This is a genomic window from Listeria farberi (assembly GCF_014229245.1).
In the GTDB taxonomy this organism is placed as follows: domain Bacteria; phylum Bacillota; class Bacilli; order Lactobacillales; family Listeriaceae; genus Listeria; species Listeria farberi.
Genome location: NZ_JAARZJ010000011.1, coordinates 74,407 through 88,487, shown reverse-complemented (window position 1 = coordinate 88,487; position 14,081 = coordinate 74,407). Strand labels below are relative to the sequence as shown.

The 14,081-nt window shown below is 38.1% G+C and carries 17 protein-coding genes and 1 pseudogene; 7 read left to right on the top strand and 11 right to left on the bottom strand.

The features are described 5' to 3' along the window. Window positions 1-45 precede the first annotated feature (45 nt). From HCB45_RS11035 to HCB45_RS11015, 5 genes and pseudogenes are all read left to right on the top strand, one after another. The gene (locus HCB45_RS11035) at window positions 46-636 is read left to right on the top strand and encodes an SMI1/KNR4 family protein (RefSeq protein WP_185619881.1); all 591 of its coding nucleotides are present in this window, start codon (window positions 46-48) and stop codon (window positions 634-636) included. 239 nt (window positions 637-875) lie between these two features. Beyond that, entirely contained in the window at window positions 876-1,235 is a 360-nt protein-coding gene (locus HCB45_RS11030; protein ID WP_260508442.1) for a UCP019853 family protein, read from the top strand. A 307-nt stretch (window positions 1,236-1,542) separates the two neighbouring features. Further along, the gene (locus tag HCB45_RS11025) at window positions 1,543-2,181 is read left to right on the top strand and encodes a hypothetical protein (RefSeq protein ID WP_185619879.1); all 639 of its coding nucleotides are present in this window, start codon (window positions 1,543-1,545) and stop codon (window positions 2,179-2,181) included. A gap of 146 nt (window positions 2,182-2,327) precedes the next feature. Continuing rightward, complete coding sequence (locus HCB45_RS11020) at window positions 2,328-2,696, top strand: inorganic diphosphatase (protein ID WP_185619877.1); 369 nt, start codon at window positions 2,328-2,330, stop codon at window positions 2,694-2,696. Window positions 2,697-2,709: 13 nt separating this feature from the next. Then, window positions 2,710-2,929 (top strand): annotated as a pseudogene (locus tag HCB45_RS11015) (DUF6440 family protein). A 99-nt stretch (window positions 2,930-3,028) separates the two neighbouring features. On the opposite strand, the gene HCB45_RS11010 reads toward HCB45_RS11015, so the two are convergent. The 11 genes from HCB45_RS11010 to dhaM2 all read right to left on the bottom strand — a co-directional run bounded on the left by HCB45_RS11010 (window position 3,029) and on the right by dhaM2 (window position 11,079). After that, window positions 3,029-3,361 carry a bacteriocin immunity protein gene (locus HCB45_RS11010; RefSeq protein WP_185305328.1) on the bottom strand — a complete coding sequence of 111 codons (333 nt, stop codon included), beginning with the start codon at window positions 3,359-3,361 and terminating at the stop codon, window positions 3,029-3,031. A gap of 65 nt (window positions 3,362-3,426) precedes the next feature. Then, entirely contained in the window at window positions 3,427-5,424 is a 1,998-nt protein-coding gene (tkt, locus tag HCB45_RS11005) for a transketolase (RefSeq protein WP_185619875.1), read from the bottom strand. A 1-nt stretch (window position 5,425) separates the two neighbouring features. After that, the gene (fsa, locus tag HCB45_RS11000) at window positions 5,426-6,082 is read right to left on the bottom strand and encodes a fructose-6-phosphate aldolase (RefSeq protein WP_031645361.1); all 657 of its coding nucleotides are present in this window, start codon (window positions 6,080-6,082) and stop codon (window positions 5,426-5,428) included. A gap of 46 nt (window positions 6,083-6,128) precedes the next feature. Beyond that, complete coding sequence (locus tag HCB45_RS10995; protein WP_003765224.1) at window positions 6,129-6,893, bottom strand: SDR family oxidoreductase; 765 nt, start codon at window positions 6,891-6,893, stop codon at window positions 6,129-6,131. A 25-nt stretch (window positions 6,894-6,918) separates the two neighbouring features. Continuing rightward, window positions 6,919-7,365: a ribose 5-phosphate isomerase B gene (gene rpiB / locus HCB45_RS10990; protein ID WP_003724276.1), complete on the bottom strand. Its 447-nt coding sequence runs from the start codon at window positions 7,363-7,365 to the stop codon at window positions 6,919-6,921. Window positions 7,366-7,371: 6 nt separating this feature from the next. Then, window positions 7,372-8,136, bottom strand: coding sequence for a triose-phosphate isomerase (locus HCB45_RS10985; protein ID WP_185619873.1), 765 nt, complete (start codon window positions 8,134-8,136; stop codon window positions 7,372-7,374). A 3-nt stretch (window positions 8,137-8,139) separates the two neighbouring features. Further along, window positions 8,140-8,790 (bottom strand): dihydroxyacetone kinase ADP-binding subunit DhaL2, encoded by a 651-nt coding sequence (gene dhaL2, locus HCB45_RS10980; protein WP_185317890.1) that lies wholly within the window; start codon window positions 8,788-8,790, stop codon window positions 8,140-8,142. A gap of 21 nt (window positions 8,791-8,811) precedes the next feature. Next, on the bottom strand, window positions 8,812-9,807 hold the full coding sequence (gene dhaK2, locus HCB45_RS10975; RefSeq protein WP_185619871.1) for a dihydroxyacetone kinase subunit DhaK2: 996 nt from the start codon (window positions 9,805-9,807) through the stop codon (window positions 8,812-8,814). A gap of 21 nt (window positions 9,808-9,828) precedes the next feature. Beyond that, on the bottom strand, window positions 9,829-10,170 hold the full coding sequence (locus tag HCB45_RS10970; RefSeq protein ID WP_003729093.1) for a Lin0368 family putative glycerol transporter subunit: 342 nt from the start codon (window positions 10,168-10,170) through the stop codon (window positions 9,829-9,831). A gap of 15 nt (window positions 10,171-10,185) precedes the next feature. Then, complete coding sequence (locus tag HCB45_RS10965; RefSeq protein WP_003765232.1) at window positions 10,186-10,617, bottom strand: Lin0368 family putative glycerol transporter subunit; 432 nt, start codon at window positions 10,615-10,617, stop codon at window positions 10,186-10,188. Window positions 10,618-10,701: 84 nt separating this feature from the next. Next, entirely contained in the window at window positions 10,702-11,079 is a 378-nt protein-coding gene (dhaM2, locus tag HCB45_RS10960; RefSeq protein WP_003770298.1) for a dihydroxyacetone kinase phosphoryl donor subunit DhaM2, read from the bottom strand. 182 nt (window positions 11,080-11,261) lie between these two features. On the opposite strand from dhaM2, the gene HCB45_RS10955 reads away from it, so the two are divergent. Together HCB45_RS10955 and HCB45_RS10950 are read left to right on the top strand one after the other, a co-directional pair. After that, on the top strand, window positions 11,262-12,026 hold the full coding sequence (locus tag HCB45_RS10955; protein WP_185317892.1) for a DeoR/GlpR family DNA-binding transcription regulator: 765 nt from the start codon (window positions 11,262-11,264) through the stop codon (window positions 12,024-12,026). Window positions 12,027-12,233: 207 nt separating this feature from the next. Next, the gene (locus tag HCB45_RS10950) at window positions 12,234-14,060 is read left to right on the top strand and encodes an InlB B-repeat-containing protein (protein WP_185619869.1); all 1,827 of its coding nucleotides are present in this window, start codon (window positions 12,234-12,236) and stop codon (window positions 14,058-14,060) included. Window positions 14,061-14,081: the final 21 nt, after the last annotated feature.

The following is a 14,081-nucleotide window of genomic DNA, read 5'->3' as shown; positions in this document are numbered from 1 at the left end:
ATAATACCTCTATAAATTTGAAGCTGACAAGGAGTACTAAACAGGATGAATAATATCATAGAGCTAGTAAAGAAAAACGAGCAACTTTTTCTTAAAAATGCTGAGGAACTAAATGGTGAAGAATTAGAGCAGGAAGATATTGACGCATACCTTGCAATTCAAGGGGCTACAGAGGAAGAATTAGCAGCCTTTGAACATCAATTTCAACTAAAGTTACCTGAAGACTTCAAATCTCTTTACAAATACAAAAATGGTAGTGGTTCTATGAGTTTGATTTGGCCACAAGAAGGATTTTATAGGGGGTATCGTTTCCTTTCACTACAAGAGATTAGTGCAGTTAAAATACATTTTCAGCATGAAAACCGTGAAATGACAGAATTTCCAGATACAATAGATCAAAAACAACTGAAACAATTAGACAAGCGAATAAAGCCGTATTTATTTTGCAAAAGTTGGTTTCCATTTGCAGAATACGCAAATTCGTTATATTTGATGTTGGACTATGAACCAAGTGAAAAGGGACTAGAAGGTCAAATCATTAGTTATGTGCATGATCCTGATTTTATCTATTACATTGCACCTACTATTACGGAAACCATGAAAATGACAGAAGTAGTTATTGAAAATTTAGTTTAAACACGTCCACCAGTATTGCAAAGAGACAAGCGTTATCCGTAGAAACATTAGACATTGTTATAGTTTGCTGTTTGTCTTAAATGTTTAAGGAATGAAAGTTAGAATAAATAGATTAACATTTATTTTTGGAGGTATTTTAGCTTGAAAAAACTAAGAAAATTATAGTTGATGGCGCTAATTATCTGTGGAAATATAGATATGATGACTATGATTATTCTTCACCATCCTATATATTAATATTGCCTGAAGAATATCAGGGAGCAGAAATAAGGATAAGATTTCCTTTGTGTTTTGTTGAAGAATACAAATGTTCAGTAGAGGTTGGCCAAGAATATATTGTTGATTTAGAGATAGTCATTTTCGATGATTTAGATATTGAGAAAAGTGCTATACAAGCTAAGGAAATAACTCAATTAGCAGATAGTTTTGCATACTTTATCAGAGGCGTTTTTCATCCTTCTAGTAAGAAAATAGATTCAGGGATAGAGATTGATTTAGCAGATGAAGATATTTCTGATTTTTGGTATTTGGAAAACCAATTTGTTGAATTAAATGTTGATAGATTCAATATAAAAATTATAGAAAAAGTAAACAAGTAAAAAAACACTCCACATCTCAATCAGCATCGTGAAAGTAGAGCTTTGACAATCTTATTTTTTAGAAAATTGAAAGTAAAAAAAATGACAAATAAAAATTAATATGTAGGAGTAACTTTTGAATAGCATGAGTACTATTAATCAGTTAGATGTAAATAAAATTGATGCTCTGGTTGAAGAAAATAAAGAGCCTAATTTATGAGCAATACAGCTATTCTCAAAATAGAAAAAATATACTAAGAAAATTTACCTGAGAAGAACGTGCAAGAGCCTATTTATAAATAGAAAAACTTTAAGGGGGCTTTTAGTAATGGGCTGTGATATTTATTTAATGGTAGAAGTGAGAGATAAAAGGATAGACCAATGGAAGGAATATGATATTGCAGATGAATTGTTAAAATTTATAGGAAGAAATTATAATTTATTTAGCATTTTAGCCGGTGTCCGAAATGGAAAGGGGTTTGCAAATGCAGATACGGGGGACGCTTTTATACCAATAGATACTCCCCGAGGTGTACCTAAAAATGCTTCGGAAAACTATATTACTTATGTGGAATATTGGGGGCTTGATGGACATAGCCATTCATTTTTAGATTTGGCCGAACTAAAAAAGTACGATTGGCATGGGCAAAAAAATAAACATCGAGGATTTATGAGCCAGAAGGATTATGCTGAATACAAGCGGACCGGAAAAATAGTAAGATATGTTGCTAATGTTAGTGGCGCAAATGTCAAGAAAGTGTCAAATGAAGCGATGAATGCGCTTATAAGTAATAAAGTAATACCAGATAAAGAAGTGTTTTATTATACATTAATGGAATGGGAAGAAAGTTATTATGAATCAGCTATGAGCTTTGTTGAAAAAGTATTACCAGCATTAGAAAAAATTGTTAATGATTGTAACTGCGAAGATGAAGATGTGAGATTACTATTCTTTTTTTGTGACTAATTTAGAGGAGAATTAATGATATAGCAAAATATAATTAAGATTATCAATTGCTGGTATTGAATTAATAGAGCTAGCTCTATACAATAGCCCTCCATTTGTTTCAAAATATTTACATTTAAAGAATAACTTAAGAAGGAGGATAGCGTATGACTTCAAAACAATCCATCCATAAAACGCAACTTTCTAAAACAAAAAAACAAACCCTAAAAGTAACCATAGATCGCCCTATAGGTTATACCGACAAATTCGGCAATGTCTATCCGCTTAATTTTGGCTTTGTGGAGGGCGTTATTGGTGGTGACGGGGAAGAGCAGGACGTTTATATTTTATCAAGAGAAATTTCTAAGCCGATTGAAACGTTTCAAGGAGATTTAATTGCGGTGATTACTCGGAATGATGATGTGGAAGATAAATGGGTTGTCGCACCTCCGAATGAGAATTTCACCATAGAGGAAATTAGAGAAAAAGTCCATTTTATCGAGCAATATTTTGATTCGGAAATTAAATTGATTTAGTTGAAAATGAATCATACAACTACTAAAAAAGGAGGCGGAAAATAATGGAAGAAAGATTCGAAAAAATATATACACAAGGTAAACTCAACATTATGGAGATTTGGGTTGATAAAGAAACAGGTGTGCAATATGTCTACCATTTGACTGGTTATTCAGGTGGGATGTCGCCGCTTTTGGACAAAGACGGCAAACCGTTGCTTGCTGATTTATCTAAGTTTAATGACACTGAGTAAAGCGATGAGTTGATTTATGGTGCTTTTACAAGCTAGATAAATAAAAACAGGAATGCTCTATTTGGATGTAGAGCATTCCTGTTTTTTTTACAGTTCATTTTAATTGCTTGGAAATTGATTGGTTACATTTAAAGTGTTCATTCCGCCCCAAAAGCCTTTTGAAAGAGCGATTTTCTCTATCTCTTTTAATACGTTTGCTTCCTCAGGATTTAAATGGATTTTTTCGACGAAGCATAGGGTATGGATGTTTTGATAGACAGAACGAGCTTCTAATTCGACTGTTTGAGAGCCTTTTTTGACTCTGATGATAGCTGTAGTCAAAATTTCTTGTAGTTGGGACGAATTTTGGTTACTTAAAGAAGTATCCGACTCAAATAAATTCTTCCATTCCTCGAATAGATCTACAAGCGTCTCTGGAGTATTCTTTTTCATTAAAACGCACCTCTTTTAATAAAGTATCTTACTATAGAATATTCCATTCTGCTAATAGAATCCACCTACAACTGCTTTAGCGCAAGCTTCGTCAAATTCTCTACAGTAAACCCAAATCGTTCTGCTAGCTCATCTCCCGGGCCAGACATACCGAACGCATCAATCGCGAGGATTTCGCCTGTGTCGCCGAGGTATTTGTGCCAGCCGTATGATGCGCCCATTTCGGCGGCGAAGCGATTTTTCACTGCTTTTGGTAAAACGGACTCTTTATATTCTGGGCTTTGTTTGTCGAATAAATCAAAGCTTGGCATGCTGACTAAGCGTGCACCAAAGCCTTTTTTAGCGAGATTATCTCTGACAGCTGTCATTAAGTGCACTTCGGATCCTGAAGCGAGTAGGATGATATCTAGTTTATCAAGTGGGGAATCGGCTAAGATGTAAGCCCCTTTTGAAATACCGGTTTTTGCTTTTTCTGCGCTATTTGGTAAAATTGGCAGGTTTTGGCGACTAAGAACGAGCATGGTTGGTTGTTCTTTTTGAGTAAAGGCATAGCGGTATGCTTCGACAGTTTCGTTGCCGTCAGCTGGTCGGATGACGTGAAGTCCCGGCATGGCGCGGAAGGATGCGAGATGCTCGATTGGTTCGTGTGTTGGACCATCTTCACCGACCGCAATGGAATCATGGGTCATAATGAAGGTGGATGGAATGCTCATTAAGGCTGCTGAACGAATCGCGGAACGTAGATAATCTGAGAATACGAAGAAGGTTGCGCCGAATGCTTGGACTCCGCCGTGAAGCGTCATGCCGTTGACTGCTGCACCCATTGCAAATTCGCGGACGCCGAACGAGATATTCTTAGCGGCATAATTACCAGGAGAAAACCGTTCGCTAGCTTTTAAATGGGTTTTGTTGGAAGAAGCTAAATCAGCTGCGCCACCAAATAAGTTAGGCAGTTTTTTCTCCAATTCTTGAAGGACGATTCCTGATACTTCACGAGTTGCAACTGGTTTGTCCGCATTTTCATCGAAGACAGGTAATTCTGCATCCCAATCAGCTGCTAAATTATCATCCATTAATTGTTGTAAGCTTTCTGCCAGTGCTGGATATTCTTGTTTGTAAGCATTGAATGTCCGAAGCCAGCTGCTTTCACTAGCACGACCTTTAGAATGATAAAATTCTTTTTGATTTTCGACAGTTTTTGGTAATTCAAAAGGTGGCATTTGCCAGTCGTAAGCTTCTTTTGCTAGCTTGAGTTCTTTTTCGCCAAGTGGGGAGCCGTGTGCCGCTGATTTTCCGGCTTTTCCAGGGCTACCATAACCGATGACCGTCTTCACTTCGATTAAAGTAGGGCGGGATTTTTCCGTTTTTGCAAGATGGATTGCTGCATCCAGCGCATCTAAGTCATTCCCGTCCTCCACACGTAGCGTTTGCCAACCAGCAGCTCGGAATCTAAGCTCGATGTCTTCTGAAAATGACTCATTTAAATCACCATCAAGTGAAATATCGTTTGAATCATATAAAACAACTAGTTTTCCGAGTTTTAAATGGCCGGCAAGGGACGCGGCTTCGTAGGAAATACCTTCCATCAAGCAGCCGTCTCCGCATAGCACGTAGGTGTTATGGTCGACAACCGGGAATTCTGGTTGATTAAATTTGGCGCCAAGGTGAGCCTCGGCCATTGCCATCCCAACTCCCATCGCGAAACCTTGACCAAGTGGGCCGGTAGTTGCATCGACACCAACCGTATGACCGAATTCAGGATGACCGGGCGTTTTACTGCCAGTTTGGCGGAAGTTTTTCAGCTCGCTCATTGGTAAATCGTAACCAAATAGATGTAGCAAACTATAAAGCATCGCCGAACCGTGACCCGCTGACAAAACGAAGCGATCGCGGTTAAACCAAGTTGGGTGTTCTGGGTTGAATTTTAAATGATTTTTCCAAAGTGAGAAAGCCATTGGTGCGGCTCCCATCGGCAAACCGGGATGTCCGGAGTTCGCTTTTTCAATCATATCCATTGATAATACGCGAATCGAGTTAACCATTTGTTCATCAATTCTGCTCATATTAATTGCCTTCTTTCTGACTGAACGCTTCCCAATCTTTTAAAAATCCTTCAATACCTTTATCAGTCAAAGGATGAGACCAAAGTTTCGGAAAAAGGCTTCCTGGGATAGTCGCGATGTGTGCTCCAGCTTCCGCGGCTTCTTCTAAGTGCCCGATGTGGCGGATACTTGCTGAAATGATTTCTGCTTTTAGACCATAATTATCAAGCACTTTCTTTAAGTTTTTAATTAAAATCATCCCGTCCGTACCAATATCATCTAGTCTTCCTAGGAACGGGCTAATATAAGTTGCACCAGCTTTTGCAGCCATTAATCCTTGGGAAACAGTGAAAATAAGCGTAACATTTGTTTTAATGCCTTCAGCTGTGAGGGTATGGACTGCTTTTAAACCTTCTTCCGTCATAGGAATTTTTACTACTACATTTGGCGCCCATTTTGCTAGAATTCGAGCTTCTTCTATCATTTTGTCTGCTTCGAGGCCGATAACTTCTGCGCTAACTGGACCGTCTACGATAGAACAAATTTCTTTGATTACTTCTTCAAATGGTCGACCTTCTTTTGCGATGATGGTTGGGTTGGTTGTCACACCGTCCACTAAACCTAGTTCGCTAATTCGTTTTATTTCCGATACGCTTGCTGTGTCCAAGAAAAATTTCATTATTTACTCGCTCCATTCTCTCAGCTGAACTTTAAAGCTGAATACTTTATTTAATCGTATAACCGCCGTCGATAATTAGGTTTTCGCCAGTAATTAGGCTCGCTGCGTCACTTACTAAAAAGAGGGCGCATGCGGCAACTTCTTCTGGATAACCAAATCTACCGGCTGGAATTAATTTTTTCATATCTTCGCCGACTTGACCTGCCCAAGCTTTTTTGCCGAGTTCTGTCAGGATAACGGTTGGAGAAATCGCGTTGACATTAATGTTGTAAGGCGCCCATTCCATTGCTAGCACTTGCGTCATAGAAACAATTGCTGCTTTACTAGCACAATAAGCAACGTGTTTATCAAGTGCGATGACAGAAGCTTGAGAGGCCATATTAACGATTTTTCCGCCGCCAGTTGCAATCATTTCGCGACCGATAATTTGTGCCATTAGGAATGAACCTTTTAAGTTCAGTTCCATTGTTTTATCCCAGTATTCTTCTGGTAAGTCTTCTGCTTTTTCAAGAAGTGCGACACCAGCTGAATTGGCTAAAATATCGATTTTTGGATAGACTTTTTTAATTTCGGCAACGACTTTTTCGATGTTTTCTTTCTTAGTAATATCGACTTGAAGTGCTAGCGTTCTTGATGGGTTAATTTGCGCTGCGACATCTTTTACATCTTCTTTAATATCAAGCAAGACAACATAAGCTCCTTTTTCGGAAAAAAGTTCTGCCATTGCTTTACCAATCCCGCTTGCTGCCCCAGTTACCACGGCTACTTTGTCTGTAATGTTAAAATCTTTATCAAAACCTTTAAAAGTCATTTTTCATTACCTCCAATAAATTTTTTTATCTGTTTTTTTGGTCGATTTCTTCCATTAAATCTACTTTTGCCTGAGAACGTCCACCTGAAAAGTCACTATCGAGCCATGTGTCAAGTAACGAAACGGCAAGAGATGGCCCGATTACAAGAGCCCCCATTGTCATAATATGCGCATCGTTACTTTTTCTTGCGCGTTCTGCTGAATAAGAATCATGAATTTGTGCTGCGCGAATGCCGTGAATTTTGTTTGCTGTAATGGCCATTCCAATACCTGTACCGCAAATGAGGATCCCTCGGTCATAATCGTTGTTTTTAACTTCTAGTGCTACTTTTTCGGCAATACTTGGATAAAGTACTTTTTCATTTTCAAAACTGCCGAAATCAGTAAACTCGATATTTTTCTCCTTTAAACGTGTGATGAGGGTTTGTTTTAGTTCGTAACCCATTTCGTCACAACCAATTGCGATTTTCATACTAACTCATCCTTTCGTTTTGCTAACAATAGAAACAATGTCGGCAAAATTTTGCGGTTTATGGCCAAATCTTCCAACGAATAAACCATCGACATCTTTTTGACGGACAATTTCTGCGGCATTTTCTTTGCTGACCGACCCACCATAAATAATTCTTACGAGGGTTTCATCGCCGCCTAGTTCGCGAATAATTTCGCGCAAAGCTTGATGAGCGCTTTCGATGTAGTTTGTCTCAGCTGAAGATGCCTTTCCAATTGCCCATTCCGGTTCATAAGCCAGAACAACATTTTCCCACTGTGCTAAATTAATTGTCTGAAACAGCGCTTCGATTTGTTTTTTCAGCGCATTTTTTAATTCATTTGTATCATTCGCACGGACTTCTTCACCCACACAGACAACTGGAGTGATTTTTTCGTCCAATGCAAGTTTAATCTTCTTAGCTATATCCCTTGTTTTCTCATGAAAAAGGTTTTTGCGTTCTGCGTGACCAATTTCGACATAGTTTGCGTTTAGATCAATGATAGATTCTACCGAAAATTCACCAGTTAGCGGGCCGGATTTCTCCGGCGCCATATTTTGTGGACCAAAGCCAAATGATGTCCCCGCTAAAAGGGTGGCGGTCGTTTCGAGTGTGCCCATAGAAGGAAAGATAAACGTATCCACATCAGAAAAATTTTCAAGAAGGGGGGTAGTCGCTTCTAACCATTCAGATGTCTGAGCCCGAGTATTGATATAGTTTTTCATATTAATTCCAACTAAGGGTTTACGCATAAATCAGACCGCCTTTTTTAAATTTTCTAAAATGACATTCATTAACATCCAAGACGATTCAGAGCCAGGATCAAGATGACCGATTGCTCGTTCGCCAAGTCTTAGTGCACGACCTTTCTTAGCAATAAGTGGGATAGTGGACTGAGCGCCAGCATGCATAGCATCTACAAATGCGGAAAAAGTTTCGATTGGATCTGCATTTGCGTCTCGATTTTGAAGCACTTCCACGCCAGGCAAGAAGGCGTCCATCATCGTTTTATCACCAAGTTCGGCTTTTCCGCGATGTTGAACCGCAGCGGCCCCATTTATAATCATGCCGCAAAGCTCGTCGAAGTTAACCTCCGTTTTCCCAGGAACATCAGCGCCACATTTCATAAAGAAGCTACCATAAAGCGGGCCAGATGCGCCGCCAACTTTTCCAAGGAGAATCATTCCGGATTTTTTAAGCAACGTTGCAATATCGGGAGAAACAGCTAGTAATTCATCTAATTGTTTATTCACTTCACGAAAACCAATGCTGAGATTGATTCCGTGGTCGCCGTCTCCAATATCTGAGTCCAGTCCGGTCAAGTAATCACGTTCTTTTTCAATTAGCGCTCCCATGTCCTGTAAAACGTGGCCGAAAAAAGCGCTATCCATAACTAATTCGCTCATTTTTATTCCTCCAGTAGTAATTTAGTCCACTTTGAAATATGGTGTGTCGCACGGTGTATCTAAAAGGTCTTTCAATTCATCGTCTAAACGAACCAGTGTAATCGACATACCAATCATATCCATCGAAGTCGCGTAATTCCCAACAAGTGGGCTATGAATATGCACACCTTTTTCTTTCAAAATTTCATCCACGCGGCGGTAACAAATATATTGGTCCATTACTGGTAAACCGCCAAGTCCATTGATAAGTACATGTACTTCTTCGCCAGATGTTAAGTTCATTTCTTCTATAAGATAGCCCATGATTTGGTCAACTACTTTATCAGCTGGTTCGATGGAAGTACGTTTAATACCAGGTTCACCGTGGATTCCCATACCAACTTCCATTTCGCCTTCTTTCATTTCGAAAATAGCTTTACCAGTTACAGGAAGGGTAGAAGAAGAAAGCGCAACGCCCATCGAGAACGTATTAGCATTTGCTTTTTCAGCAGCTTGTTTTACCGCATCCAAGTCAAGTCCTTTTGCTGCTGCAGATGCCGCTGCTTTAAAGACAATTAAATCACCAGCCACACCGCGACGATCTTCTACATTTTCAGCAGAGTAAATATCATCTGTTACAAGTACTGTTTCTACGCGAATGCCGTCGTCCGCAGCCATTTCAGCACCCATATCAAAGTTCATCACATCGCCAGCATAATTTCCGTACATATAGAGACAACCTTTACCACTATCAACTGCTTTTACTGCGTTATAACAAGGTTCTGGAGAAGGGGATGTATTAATGTTCCCGACTACCGCCGCATCCGCGAAATCTTTCCCTACATACCCAAGGAAAAGTGGTTCATGACCAGAACCGCCACCAACGATAATCCGCACACGAGGTTCTTCGCTCATTTGTTTGCTTACGATTACTCGCTTATCATTTTCGGCAAAATCTACGTATTTCCCTTGTGCCGCAACATAACCAGCTAACATTTCTTCTACTGCTTCATACCCATCATTCACTAAACGTCTCATTTTTCTTCCTCCTTCATATTTTTATAAGAATAGTGATAGTAAAAATCCGCCAAGCACGCCGCCAACAACAGCTGCTGCCAAATTGACTACCGATTTAGAAAATTTACCGCCAGTTAAAAGGGAAGCTGTGAATACACCAATACCTGCTGCAACCGCCATATCTACCCAAACTGTTCCAGATTGATAGATCATTGATTTTGGAATACCATGATTAATTGTCCAAACTGTACCAACGATAAATGCTGCTGCCATCCAACCGCCGATAGCGCCCCATTCATCAACCATTTTCCCCCACATCATTCGAATAGCAAAAGGGAATAAAAAGCCACCTGCAATCGTTGCTAATGCAATACCAATGCTCATTATTTACACTCCTTTTTAGACTAATTGATTTTCGTTTAAACGCTCTTCTTCTTTAATATTCATGCCAGGTTCTGTTTTTTCTTGTTTTGCTTCTTGTTTTTTTGCCATATCTTTTTCAATTGCTGCTGCCACGATTCCAGCTAGAACTGCTCCAATCGCAACAAGACCAATCGTTGGAAGCGAACTTACTAACTCGCCACCACCACGCATAAAGACATCACGCATAATTCCGCAAATCCCAATTCCGACAGCCATATCAACAAACGCTGCATCTTCATCATTTTCGATTAAACCAACATAGTGATTCATAAACCACATTGGACCAATAATAATGAAAGCTGCCAGATAACCTCCAAAAATACCATAATTCTCGGCAAGTGGAGTCCAAACACTCATAACAATCATACCTGCGATACAAAAACCAATCATTCCTCTAAAGAATTTCATAATAAACTCCTTTCGAAAATAGTATTGTCATGTAAAAATTAATTTACATAGTTCCCAGTTACAAAATTGCGTTTTATTACGTTTTTAATGCACGTTTGTGAGTTCTTGTAGGATAGCTTCTTTGGATGGATTAACGAGAGATTGAACAGCAGCAGTAAATGCGCCTTCAACTAATGGGGCATCAATTATCGTTGTTTTTTCAAGAAGTTCAGTGTCTAATAATTCGAGTGCTGTTTCGGCACTCAAGATAGCGCTTCCAATATCGCAAAAAATATAAATATGTTCAGAATTAGTGCAAGTCGCGATATTATCGGCTATCATGAGTGCATTTGTGCCAAGGCGTCCATCGCCAGTTCCGCCAGAAGAAATAATATGTACTGTATCTCCAACCATTTCAACAATCATTTCCTGGAGTCCTTCTGTGATTTTTTGACTGTGAGATACTAAAACAATACTTATCATTTGGTTGCTCCTTTCTGTTTTTAATTGTGTTTAGTTGCTATTTAAATCCTAACATACTTGTTTTTTATTGTAAAGTGTTATCTTTTGTTGTGTTTTGTAAAATATATTTGTGTTTTGTTATTTTTTTGGGTAATATGTATATACATAAAGAAAACATTGATAGATAAAAGGAGGGCGAGCAGATGTTTCCATTTGAAAGACAAAACAAAATTATCCATCTACTAGACCAAAATAACAAAATAACTGTACCAGAATTAAGTCGTATCTTGGATGTCTCGATTAGCACCATCCGAAATGATTTATCTGCATTAGAAGAAAGCGGGATGATAAAAAAAGTACACGGGGGTGCGGTACTTTTAAAAAGTGAAGAGAAATTTACTAATTTTAATGACCGGATTATTCGCAACATCGAAGAAAAAGAAGCGATTGCGAAAGAAGCGGCGACTTTAGTAAAAAACAACCAAACGATTATCCTTGACGCCAGTTCAACAGCGCTTGCACTAGCAAAAGAATTACATGGCTTTTCAAGGTTGACTGTCATTACAAGCGGACTTTATACAGCAATCGAACTAAAAGATAATCCGAATATTAGCGTTATTTTAACTGGTGGTATCGTAACGACGAACTCTTTCACACTGGAAGGGATTCTTGGCGCAAATTTAATTGAAAATATTCATGCTGATTTATGCTTTATGTCAGCAAAAGGTTTCACAATAGAAGAAGGCTTAACCGATTTCAACATTTATGAAACCGAACTAAAACGACTTCTTGCCAAACGAACTAACAAATTAATCGCACTTCTGGATCATACAAAGATGGGTGTGATTTCCACTGCAAGCATCACTTCAGCGAACAACATTGATTTACTCATTACTGATAATAAAATAAATAAAGCTCTATATAAAAAATTCCAAGATGCGGGACTTCCGGTCAAAATTGCAGAATAAAATAGAAAATGAAACTCTTTGGACAGAAAATAGTTCAAAGAGTTTTTTTATAGGAAAGTGAAATGTAAGTAAAATAGTCCGCTAATAGAGCATTATTTTGCCCCTTTTAATATAGTTAATTGTAATCTTGGACTGTCTATATACTGCTTATTATGGTACTATTTACTGTATGTAAGTATGTAATTTTAAAATATTAGGAGGAGAAAGATGAAATCAAACAGGAAACTATTTTTGTATATTGTTTTAGTGTTATCAATTGTTATCGGAACAAATATATTTATAAAAATAGATGCACGCGCGGCCGCTGCTCCACCAGCAGCCATCACCCAGATTTTTCCAGATGATTCTTTAGCTAAAGAAATTCAAACTACACTCGGAAAGTCTAGTACTATGGATGTTGTTACGCAAGCAGAATTAGATACTATAAATACACTACACATTGAATCAAGTGGTATTAGCTCGCTAGAAGGGATGAATTACGTATCGCAATTAACCTACCTGTCTTTTTCTAGTAACCAAGTAAGTGATCTTGCCCCTATTGGAAATTTAATTAATTTAGAGTATTTGGATTTATCTACTAACCAAGTTACCAATATTTTCCCCCTTGCAGGATTAACTAATTTGAATATTTTACAATTAGGTGGAAATAGCATTAGTGATCTTCGTCCGTTAAGTAATCTGAACAACTTAGAATTTTTAGATATTAAAGGTGCGAAGGTAAGTGACATTACACCACTTGTTAATTTAACTAATTTGACGGGCTTAGTTTTATATAATAATAATGTAAGTGACCTTGAACCAATAAAAAATTTACGTGGACTACGCTCTTTGAATATTGGGAAAAATACACTTACGAGCTTAAATGGTTTAGAAAATCTAACAAGTCTAGAAGTGCTGTATGCGCAAGAAAATCAAATTACTGATCTTCAGCCACTTAGTTCTTTAGAAAACCTATCTGCAGCCATATTAACATCTAACCAAGTGGAGAGCATTAAGCCACTAGCTGGTTTGACAAAGATACACTCATTATATTTATCAAACAATCAAATTACTGATGTAACAGGCCTTTCAAGTCTAATAAACATGGATTGGCTTGAAATTAGTCAAAATAAAATTAGTAATATTAGACCTTTAAACAGTTTAACGAACTTAACAACTATCCAAATGACCGATCAATTAATTGTAAACAAACCAATAATTTTTCAAAATACCTTAACTATTCCCAATTTAGTAAAAAACATCGCGGAACAAACGATTGCGCCAAATACTATTAGTGATAGTGGTATATATACGAATGGAAATGTGACTTGGAATTTAACGGGTTATATTCCGCAAGTCAGCTATACATTTGCTGAACGCGATACAGTTGGAAATGCAACTGGGATTTTCAGTGGTACTGTAGAACAACCGTTACTGCAATATTATAAAGCAACTTTTAATATTGATGGGCAAGAAACGACGGAAAATGTTGAAACAGGTACACTTCTAGAAGAGCCGCCAACACCCATAAAAGAGGGTTATACATTTAATGGATGGTACGATGCTAAAACAGGTGGAACAAAATGGGATTTCACAGTCAATACGATGCCAGCAAATGATCTAACATTGTATGCCCAGTTTAGTATTAATAGCTATACAGCAACTTTTGATGTAGATGGTGTTATTTCTACTCAAACCGTAGATTATCAAGGTTTGCTGGAAGAGCCGCCTGCACCAACCAAAGAGGGTTATACATTTAAAGGTTGGTATGATGCTAAATCTGGCGGTACAAAATGGGACTTTGCCAACAATCAAATGCCAGCAAACAATCTAACATTGTATGCTCAATTTAGTAAAGAGGCAACTTCTGGTGGTGATAGTGGAGGAACTGATAAAGGCGGAGACAACATAGAAATTAAGGCTAATGAAACAAGGGAGTCTAATGCTAAAAATCAAGCCTTACTTCCAGCGACTGGAGACAAACAAGTACTATTTCCAATTATTATTGGAACGTTCCTTACGAGTTTTGCAATTCTCGCTTTAAGAAGAAAATAAATGAAAAGGCAGCTGCATCAT

Bases quoted from the DNA above. Each gene is read 5' to 3' on its own strand.
- HCB45_RS10995 (WP_003765224.1), bottom strand. From the start codon at position 6,893: ATGACTTTTAAAGGTTTTGATAAAGATTTTAACATTACAGACAAAGTA.
- HCB45_RS10950 (WP_185619869.1), top strand. From the start codon at position 12,234: ATGAAATCAAACAGGAAACTATTTTTGTATATTGTTTTAGTGTTATCA.
- dhaK2 (WP_185619871.1), bottom strand. From the start codon at position 9,807: ATGAGACGTTTAGTGAATGATGGGTATGAAGCAGTAGAAGAAATGTTA.
- dhaM2 (WP_003770298.1), bottom strand. From the start codon at position 11,079: ATGATAAGTATTGTTTTAGTATCTCACAGTCAAAAAATCACAGAAGGA.
- HCB45_RS10985 (WP_185619873.1), bottom strand. From the start codon at position 8,136: ATGCGTAAACCCTTAGTTGGAATTAATATGAAAAACTATATCAATACT.
- dhaL2 (WP_185317890.1), bottom strand. From the start codon at position 8,790: ATGAGCGAATTAGTTATGGATAGCGCTTTTTTCGGCCACGTTTTACAG.
- tkt (WP_185619875.1), bottom strand. From the start codon at position 5,424: ATGAGCAGAATTGATGAACAAATGGTTAACTCGATTCGCGTATTATCA.
- HCB45_RS10955 (WP_185317892.1), top strand. From the start codon at position 11,262: ATGTTTCCATTTGAAAGACAAAACAAAATTATCCATCTACTAGACCAA.
- HCB45_RS11035 (WP_185619881.1), top strand. From the start codon at position 46: ATGAATAATATCATAGAGCTAGTAAAGAAAAACGAGCAACTTTTTCTT.
- HCB45_RS10970 (WP_003729093.1), bottom strand. From the start codon at position 10,170: ATGAGCATTGGTATTGCATTAGCAACGATTGCAGGTGGCTTTTTATTC.
- HCB45_RS11025 (WP_185619879.1), top strand. From the start codon at position 1,543: ATGGGCTGTGATATTTATTTAATGGTAGAAGTGAGAGATAAAAGGATA.
- HCB45_RS11010 (WP_185305328.1), bottom strand. From the start codon at position 3,361: ATGAAAAAGAATACTCCAGAGACGCTTGTAGATCTATTCGAGGAATGG.
- HCB45_RS10965 (WP_003765232.1), bottom strand. From the start codon at position 10,617: ATGAAATTCTTTAGAGGAATGATTGGTTTTTGTATCGCAGGTATGATT.
- fsa (WP_031645361.1), bottom strand. From the start codon at position 6,082: ATGAAATTTTTCTTGGACACAGCAAGCGTATCGGAAATAAAACGAATT.
- HCB45_RS11020 (WP_185619877.1), top strand. From the start codon at position 2,328: ATGACTTCAAAACAATCCATCCATAAAACGCAACTTTCTAAAACAAAA.
- rpiB (WP_003724276.1), bottom strand. From the start codon at position 7,365: ATGAAAATCGCAATTGGTTGTGACGAAATGGGTTACGAACTAAAACAA.